General features: G+C 48.5%; 4 protein-coding genes. All 4 read left to right on the top strand.

The window, feature by feature from the left end; genetic code table 11:
• Positions 1-185 precede the first annotated feature (185 nt).
• The 4 genes from AC3WTP_RS14390 (at position 186) to AC3WTP_RS14375 (ending at position 6561) form a co-directional block, all read left to right on the top strand.
• Positions 186-1934 carry a stalk domain-containing protein gene (locus tag AC3WTP_RS14390; RefSeq protein ID WP_492395310.1) on the top strand — a complete coding sequence of 583 codons (1749 nt, stop codon included), beginning with the start codon at positions 186-188 and terminating at the stop codon, positions 1932-1934.
• A gap of 425 nt (positions 1935-2359) precedes the next feature.
• Positions 2360-4294 (top strand): tetratricopeptide repeat protein, encoded by a 1935-nt coding sequence (locus AC3WTP_RS14385; RefSeq protein WP_492395309.1) that lies wholly within the window; start codon positions 2360-2362, stop codon positions 4292-4294.
• 152 nt (positions 4295-4446) lie between these two features.
• The gene (gene trxB, locus AC3WTP_RS14380) at positions 4447-5403 is read left to right on the top strand and encodes a thioredoxin-disulfide reductase (RefSeq protein ID WP_492395308.1); all 957 of its coding nucleotides are present in this window, start codon (positions 4447-4449) and stop codon (positions 5401-5403) included.
• A 204-nt stretch (positions 5404-5607) separates the two neighbouring features.
• The gene (locus tag AC3WTP_RS14375; protein WP_492395307.1) at positions 5608-6561 is read left to right on the top strand and encodes an ROK family glucokinase; all 954 of its coding nucleotides are present in this window, start codon (positions 5608-5610) and stop codon (positions 6559-6561) included.
• Positions 6562-6571: the final 10 nt, after the last annotated feature.

Here is a 6571-nt window from a genome sequence, read left to right as displayed (position 1 = left end):
TCGTAAATGTCTTGGCTGGAAATCTGCTCACGAAGCATTCATGGACGAACTGTCGCGCTTAGCTTGACAATCCGTCATATAAAATAAATTTGTATAATTGAGAAACTTTTTCCAACAGGGGGCGTTCATACCATTATAACTATTTTCATATCCATATGTTTGCAACATGAAAGGGAGAAGCAATCATGAAATTACACACCACTAAACGAATGATCAGTCTAGCAGTCAGCACGCTGCTTGCCGCACAGCTCCTTGGTATGAACCCTATCGCACACGCCGATTACGTCATGACTAACGAATTAATATTAACGCCTGACAGTAGTGTGATGACACTTAACGGTCAGAAGGTAACAGCGAAACAGCCAATTACGGAGAAAGAATATAAGACTTATGTTCCTCTAGCGAGTATCGCCCCTATGTACGGCTACACGCTGTCCGTCGATTCGGTTAAGCACGAAGTGATCGCCAGCAAGGAGGGGACTTCGCTCCGCTTCGCTATCAATACGACTCAGATCATAATAGATGGACAACTGCACACCTCTTCAGGCGTTCTCTATACTCAAAATGGCAGCTTGATGGTTCCTCTGAAGACATGGGCTCAAATAACGGGGAGCTCCCTTGCTGTTAATGGGAAGCAACTGACTCTAAGCTGGGATACCTGGGTTAAAGAGTATGAACCGCCGATCGCTGATTTCTCGACAGATAAGACGGTCTATAAGCAAGGCGAGAACATTAACTATTACGACCACAGCTATGACAACGAATTGGATATTGTACGTAGAACATGGACGGGGAACGAAGCGGCATTTTTTGAAGAAGGTGAGCATGAAATAACGCTGGAAGTCCAAAACAGCAAGGGCTTGACGAGTTCTGTCACGAAGTCTGTGACTGTTACGAGCGAGAGATTGTATACTCCCGAAGAGCATGGCTTGATCTATACTCCAGTTGGCGGAAAATATACGATTTCAGGTGGAGAAGTGCTCGACTATAAGCAAGTGCCTTACTTCTTTATTCCGGAACAGTTGAAGATGGTGCGCGCCAACAGCCCTGAGCTCTTGCAAGGAGATGAGGGAATTTCCTATAGGGAAGTAGCTTCTGGTCCGCTCAGAATGAATATTCATAATCAGAATCGATCCAGGCGGGATCTGAAGGTGTACCTGTTAGCGACGAACCGCCAGACCACAGATGTTGAACTGCAAGTGGATGCGTTTGGCATGGGAGGTCCGACCCAGCTTGTAACAACAAGCGGTCAGGCAGCTGTAACGAGATTCCTTGAATCTGTCAATTCAGCACAGCAGGTGCGAACGATGAAAGTTCCAGCGGGAAAAACCATAGCGGTGCTGCCGGAGATCAGCGCACAGATTCTGAAACCGGGCTTGACGATGACTTCCCATACCAATCTGTCATCTAATGGAGAGCTGGAATATTCCGTTGTCGTCGTAGAACCTGGTACGAATCCGATAGAAGCTTTGCCTAATCTGAAGATTCTAGATCGTGACGGCAAGCATGTAAGAGGTACATTTCTAGATGGGAACCGTACAATAATTGCTGATGGTCTGCTTGGCGAACAGAAGCAGCGGATGATCGTAGCCGATAACAGCAATGATCCTTACCTGGATGGAGTAGACTCAACCTCAGGAATAGATGAGATCAACTTCGGCAACAATGGTGTCCTGTACAACATGACGCTGGAGGTCGCTCCGCATACTGTGATTGGCTTGAACGCTCGCGGGGGGCATTACGCTGGTGCATTTCTCGTTAATGGGCAAGTGGTCAAGGCGACAGAGCAGAGCATATTGAAGAATCCTAATGAGATAGGTGTACTGCACCGAACAGGCGATGATGCAGAGAAAGTGGAGATTACCTTCGTGCTTGCTTCAGGCAGCAACATGCCGATTAATCTTCTGTTCATGCCTATACCCGCTATGAAATAGCGCTCTTGAAAGAGCGTAAACAAGTATATTCGCTGAAACGTCTCTTATCTAAAGAGGCGTTTTTGTGTTGGGGCTGTGCATGGCGGGCGCTGTGATCGAGAGGTTTATGAAAAAGGTGTGAATACGTTTGTCGAACCATTGCGATAATTGAAGACGCAAGTTATAATAAGATAAGAATTATTATAAAGTAAAAATCTCTCTCAATATGCATGTTGCTGTGTATCCAAGAGAACATCGTATGGATGCAGCATGATGTACATGCCAGAAAGAACACCGGCTCTGCATGAAGAAGATAGAGCAGTGTGGTTGGAAGTGTGTTACGGCAGCGCTTATAGCAGATGTGATGAATGAGGGAAACAACGTAATCGTTATGGTATACTGAAGGGTATGTTTATAACGAAGACTGATCAGGAGGTGCCTTGGCTATGGCAGGACACAAGCCGCACTTAACCGGACCCGACATTCATCCGCATAATGTAGTCGTGTTTCCAGTAGGTGCTGCAGCCTATGCGGAACGCGCGATGAGAGCACTGGAGCGCCTTCAGCATGACAAGGCCTTACAATATTTTCGACGTGCAGCAGAGATTGAACCGGGCAATCCGATTCATCAATGCAATTTTGCTGGAGTATTGGCAGAAACCGGACAATACGAGCAATCCAATCATATTTTAGAGCATGTAGTCTCCGAGATGGACCCTCACATGACAGAATGTTATTACTATATGGCCAACAACTGGGCTTATATGGGGAGATTCGATACTGCGAAAGTCATGCTGGAGCGGTATATGTCGCTTGACCCGAAGGGTCTGTACGCAGAAGAAGCAGAAGCCATGATGGACATGATTCACTATGAATTAAAATACGAAGCATCACGCAGCCTGCCCCGGAACCCTTCATCTAAAGGAAAGGGAAAACGAGAACTTGCGATGGAAGGCGTTCAGGAGACCGCAGCATCTGAAGAGAATGAGGGATCGATCGCCAGTGATTCCTATGCTCAAGCTGAACCACCGCATGAACGAAGCGAGCGAGTTCAATCTCCTCATGATGAAGCATCCAAGATGTCGCAGCGGGAACAGGATCATCTTCACGCGCGTAGATTACTGGAGGAAGGGCAATTCACGGAGGCGGTTCAAATCCTGCAGCGAATTACGGAAGAAGATCCAGACTATCTTGCCGTCGGGAATAATCTAGCGTTGGCTTACTACTATATGGGGCGATTTGATGATGCAGTGGATACACTGAATCGCGTGCTGGAACGCGACGGCGGCAACTTGCACGCGCTATGCAACTTGGCGGTGTTCGAGCGCAACGCTGGTCACGAAGATGTGGTGACCGAGTTAATTAGCCTTCTTGCCAAGATGGAGCCGCTTCACCGCGAACATAGCTATAAATTGGCTGCTACGATGGGTATACTAGGTGAACATGCTGAGGCGTACCGTCATTTGAAGCGAATCGTGACCAATGGATCGACAAGCGACCCGAGTGTCTATCATTATGCGGCAGTTGCAGCCTGCCACATGTCTCGCTACGATGAAGCCGCCGCGTGGTGGGCGATATGCCGAAGATTGGATATGCAATCGGGCATTGCCGCTTATTATTTAGAGCAGCTGCAGCGTCCTAGGCCAGATGGGATAATGGAGCCGCAGCCAAGCTATCATTATCGTTTGCCTTATGATGAAACAAGTCGCAGACATCAGATGCAGTCGCAGGCGGAAGTACAGGGCCGTGATGAAGCCGATGAGGAGCCGGACAACGACTGGCAATCACGCATGAAGCGCGATCCGTTAGTCCGCTCATCACTGTTCTGGGCGATTCGATTCGGCGATCTGCCGACGAGGCTGCAGGCGCTGGAAGCGATGAAGATGATTGGCGATGAGGAAGCTATAGAAGCGCTGCGCTTTCTGCTAACGGATCCGGAGCAGAATCCATACGTACGCCAGCTTAGCTATTATGCACTGCGTCGACTTCAGCAGAAGGGACCGCTGGAATACTTGGGTCCGAACGGCATGGAGATGCTGGAGACGGATTACGTAGGAGACCATTTTCCGGAATGGCAGATGGGTTGGATACAGGTCATTGACAGCATTCGCAAGCAGATGGATGACCGCTATGAGCTATATATCGTACATGATGCGGAAACGCTGTGGCTTGAATATTTATCTTGCTGTTACCCTGACACGCCGAAGCTGGCGAAAGCAGACGGTTGGGCAGCGGCGGTGGAATATGTGACTTCCAAGATGCATCAACGGGAGCTAACCTATAACGAGGTTGCAGCGCGATATCAAGTGTCGGCCGCGACCGTGAGCAAGAATGTTAAGCTTATTGAAGCCGTGTGTCTTATCCAAGATAGACTGGTATAATGATAATCAGTGATATTCCGATAAGTACATCAAGTGGTCACAAGAAGTGGTCATAAGCTGAATTTAGGCCATGGATTCAACTTAACTATTGAAGGTTATTAATACTAAACCACATAAATAGATACGTGCGACGGAAAGGGGAATAATATTAAATGACAACACAAGTTTACAAATCAGTAGTAATCGGGACAGGCCCAGCAGGATATACAGCAGCGATTTACTTGGCACGCGCCAACCTTAATCCGCTAGTCATTGAAGGCCCGCAGCCAGGCGGTCAATTGACGACAACGACGGATGTAGAGAACTTCCCGGGATTCCCAGAAGGTATTACGGGTCCGGAATTGATGGACAGCATGCGCAAGCAAGCTGAGCGCTTCGGCACGACTTTCAAGACAGGGTTCGTTACAGACGTAGATGTATCTGAGCGTCCATTCAAGCTTCAAGTCGAAGGCTTGGGTGAGATTATTACTGAAACACTGATCATCGCTACTGGCGCAAGCGCGAAATACATGAACATCCCTGGCGAGCAAGACAACCTCGGTAAAGGTGTCAGCGCCTGTGCGACATGCGACGGATTCTTCTTCCGCAACAAGAAGATTGTTGTTGTCGGCGGCGGCGACTCCGCGCTTGAGGAAGCTAACTTCCTAACTCGCTTTGCAAGCGAATTGACATTGGTTCACCGTCGTGACGAACTGCGCGCATCGAAGATCATGCAGGATCGCGCACGCGGCAACGAGAAGATTAAGTGGGCGCTGAATCGCACGCCGATTAATGTTGAAGCGACAGGTATGGGAGTTACAGGAATGCGCGTGAAGAACAATGAAACAGGTAAAGAAGAAGTCATAGAAACAGACGGCTTGTTCGTAGCGATCGGACATAAGCCGAATACAGACTTCTTAAAAGGCAAAGTCGAGCTTAACGATGCAGGCTATGTCGTCGTTCAAGCAGGCTCCACTGTAACGAGCGTTCCAGGTATCTTCGCAGCAGGCGATGTGCAGGACATGAAGTATCGTCAAGCGATCACAGCTGCAGGTTCCGGATGCCAAGCTGCATTGGATTGCGAGAAGTTCCTCGAAGGCAGCATGGTGCACGACTGGAGCGGTAACTAATCCACTAGAATGAGCTAGCAGATTGCATCATAGATGAGATCGAGATACGGGGCCGAGAGGCTCCGTTTTTCCTTGTTACACACCTTCTCTCCTCCGGCTCCTAGGGTCATCAGGCAGTGACCCGTTCTCTTGACCTAACATAGGAGTTCACGTATAGTGGGAACAGAAGTGGGATACGAATATGAACACAAAGGTGGATGACGTATGTCTGAGCAACTCTATGTAGGTGTCGATTTAGGCGGTACAGCAATTAAAGTGGGTTTGGTCAATGCTGAAGGTAAATTGCTGCAAACTTTTGAAGGGCCAACTGAAGTACCAAAAGGACCTGATGCGGTCATCGATAACATTGAGAAATATGTTCGTCATATCGTGGAAGAGTCGCCCTATTCGTGGGATCAGGTAGTTGGCGTAGGCGCCGGTGTTGCAGGGTTTACAAATGTTAAGGAAGGCATCATCTTATTGGCTCCGAATATTGGATTTAAAGAGGTTCCAATTCGCTCTATATTAGAAGAGCGCCTTCAGAAGCCGATCAAGATCGACAACGATGCGAATGTAGCCGCACTTGGCGAGGCTTGGAGCGGTGCAGGCAAAGGGATAGATCATTGCGTATGCTATACGCTTGGAACGGGCGTAGGCGGCGGCATTATTGTTGGCGGCAAGATTATGCAAGGCTTCTCCGGACTCGCAGGTGAGTTGGGACATGTCTCGGTTATTCCTGATCTTGAAGCTATTCAATGCGGCTGCGGTAAGATGGGCTGTGTAGAGACGGTGTCTTCAGCGACAGGAATTATTCGCATGGCTAATGATGCGGTTGAACGCGGAGATCGTACGTCTTTGGCACACGTGGAGCATCCGATCACGGCGAAAGATGTGTTTGATGCAGCGAAGGCTGGAGATGAAGTTGCGATTCGAATCGTAAGCCGCGCGGCTCATTATTTAGGTAAAGCGATGACTGCAGTAGCTGTTACGCTGAATCCTGAGCGCTTTATCATTGGCGGCGGTGTATCGAAAGCGGGAGATTTCTTATTTGACCAGATTCGCGAAACATTTATGAAATGTACTCCAGAACCGGTTACTCGCGGCGTTTCTATCGTTGCTGCGGAACTAGGCAATGATGCTGGAATGATAGGCGCTGCAGGATTGTTCTTATATTCGTAATCGGATCGTA

The sequence above is a fragment of the Paenibacillus sp. EB106-04-04-XG159 genome, from assembly GCF_058791835.1.
The sequence above is the reverse complement of the archived record's forward strand: the minus strand, read 5'-3'. Positions and strand labels throughout refer to the sequence as shown.

Excerpts from the sequence above, each read along its gene's own strand:
- AC3WTP_RS14390 (WP_492395310.1), top strand. The coding sequence starts at position 186 with ATGAAATTACACACCACTAAACGAATGATCAGTCTAGCAGTCAGCACG.
- AC3WTP_RS14385 (WP_492395309.1), top strand. The coding sequence starts at position 2,360 with ATGGCAGGACACAAGCCGCACTTAACCGGACCCGACATTCATCCGCAT.
- trxB (WP_492395308.1), top strand. The coding sequence starts at position 4,447 with ATGACAACACAAGTTTACAAATCAGTAGTAATCGGGACAGGCCCAGCA.
- AC3WTP_RS14375 (WP_492395307.1), top strand. The coding sequence starts at position 5,608 with ATGTCTGAGCAACTCTATGTAGGTGTCGATTTAGGCGGTACAGCAATT.